General features: G+C 54.0%; 2 protein-coding genes. Both read left to right on the forward strand.

What is annotated here, in order from left to right; genetic code table 11:
* The coding region (locus B5D39_RS16640) for a cytochrome c3 family protein (protein ID WP_279627317.1) at positions 1-264 on the forward strand (264 nt) is incomplete at its 5' end.
* 177 nt (positions 265-441) lie between these two features.
* A partial coding sequence (locus B5D39_RS16645; protein ID WP_078791621.1) for a chitobiase/beta-hexosaminidase C-terminal domain-containing protein occupies positions 442-2,060 on the forward strand: 1,619 nt, incomplete at its 3' end.

The raw sequence follows: 2,060 nt of genomic DNA on the forward strand, positions 1-2,060 counted from the left end.
ACGGTATCACCCAAGGCATCTGCCCTGCAGTGTGCTGCCTGCCACGGCACCACCAGCACACCGGCAACCCAGATGAACCTGAAGTCGATGGGCTATACCATGAAGGCAGCCCAGTCCGTAGTCTGCGCCCAGTGCCACGGCAACAAGAGCATGCCAAGCTTCACCTCACTGCATAGCAAGCATGTGACCAGCAAGGGCTATGACTGTTCCTTCTGCCACACTTTCAGCCGGGCAACGGAGAGAGGACTTAAAACAACCAAGTAAGATCAAGCGAAGGTACGACAGCAAAGCCCCCCCTCAGAAATACCGGGGGGGGCTTTAACAGCAAAATGTTCTACAACGTGCTGGTTTCAATCAATATTAAACTATCAACAAGTCAAACGGCATCAAAATTTGATTTGCAGTCATCACCTGGTGCACTAACCACAAGGAGCAGAGCCAATGCGGATAAAGACCATGCATCGCTGGCTACTATCATTTCTAACCGGCATTTTACTGACAACCACCCTTCCGATAGGCTCCGCTTCCGCAATCAGCAGTCCCAATGTTTTCTACAACGGAACCTATTATTATGACCAGTTTTTGGCAACTGCCCTTACTGATTCTCTGACTAGTATTATGCTCTCCGCCACCCCTCTTCCTGATGCTTCACCGGTTGTGTTTAACCGCCCTGGCGTCACACTGACCATACAAGGTGGCTACGATAATCTATTTAACGCCTTGATCGGCTCAACGGTATTGAGCACCAGCCTGACCATCAGCCAGGGAACACTCATTGTTAACAATCTGACCATCGGCGGCACTGCACTACCCCCTGGTGATACAACGTCACCAACAACCACGGCAAACCCCTCCGGCGGCAGCTTTACGGCAGCGATCACGGTCCAGCTGGCTGTCAACGAAACAGCCACCATCTACTACACCACCGATGGCAGCACACCAACCACCGCTTCAACTGTCTACAGCGGTCTGATTCCAATCAACGCCACCACTACGCTCAAATATTTTGCCCGGGACAGCGCAGGGAACAGCGAAACAGCCAAGAGCGCCATCTACACCATCAATTCAGGTGGAGATCCACAGGCAAACCATGCAAACCTGACATTTACCAGCACTGCCCTCTGCCTGCAGTGCCACACCAAACAGGCCACCGACATGGCCAGCTCCGTGCATTACAAATGGGAAGGCCCCTACAGCAAAATCAGCAACAAGCCGACTGGCACTATTGGCGGCAAACTGAATACGGCAGTCAACGCCTACTGCATCAACACCCTGGGTAACTGGAACGGTTGTGGCGCATGCCATATCGGCGCCGGAGCCAAGCCGGGTACAGTTGCCGATGCCACCAAAAATATTGACTGCCTGATCTGCCACCAGAAAGAGTACAAACGAGTGCGTAACGCCACCAGCGGCCTGTTTGAGCCGGACACCGCCAAGATGACCATCTCCATGGATCAGGCCGTGCAGGCCCTGCATATGCCGGTTAAATCAAACTGCCTGCAGTGCCATGCCAAGGGCGGCGGCGGTGATGCCCTTAAACGTGGTGATCTGGCCCTGATTAACGGCACCACCACTGATCGTAACTACGATGTTCATATGGCCAGCACCGGTGCCAACCTGAGCTGCCAACAGTGCCACACCACCATTAACCACCATGTATCCGGCGGTGGTTCAGACCTGCGACCGAGCGATAGCGCACTAACGGTCAGCTGCGCTACCAGCAGTTGCCACAGTAACAAGGCTGCCCTTAATGCAGGGCATGCCACAACTGCCATTAACACACACCTGAAGCGGGTTGCCTGCCAGACCTGCCATATCCCGGCTTACGGCAGAAAGGCTGCTGATGCCGTACTGGACACCGTTACCGGTTATGGCGACCAATCCACTGAAACTGACCGCACCTGGGCAACACCTGAATGGTCAGTGGCAAACAGCCGTTGGGAGCCGACCGTTATCCGTGCCAATAATCTGAAGCCGATCTATGCCTTCTTTGACGGCAGTTCCTGGGTTTATGACCTGCATGACGTTGCGGTAATCGACCCGGCTACCGGTAACTACAA

The organism is Trichlorobacter thiogenes (assembly GCF_900167465.1).
Taxonomy (GTDB): Bacteria; Desulfobacterota; Desulfuromonadia; order Geobacterales; family Pseudopelobacteraceae; genus Trichlorobacter; species Trichlorobacter thiogenes.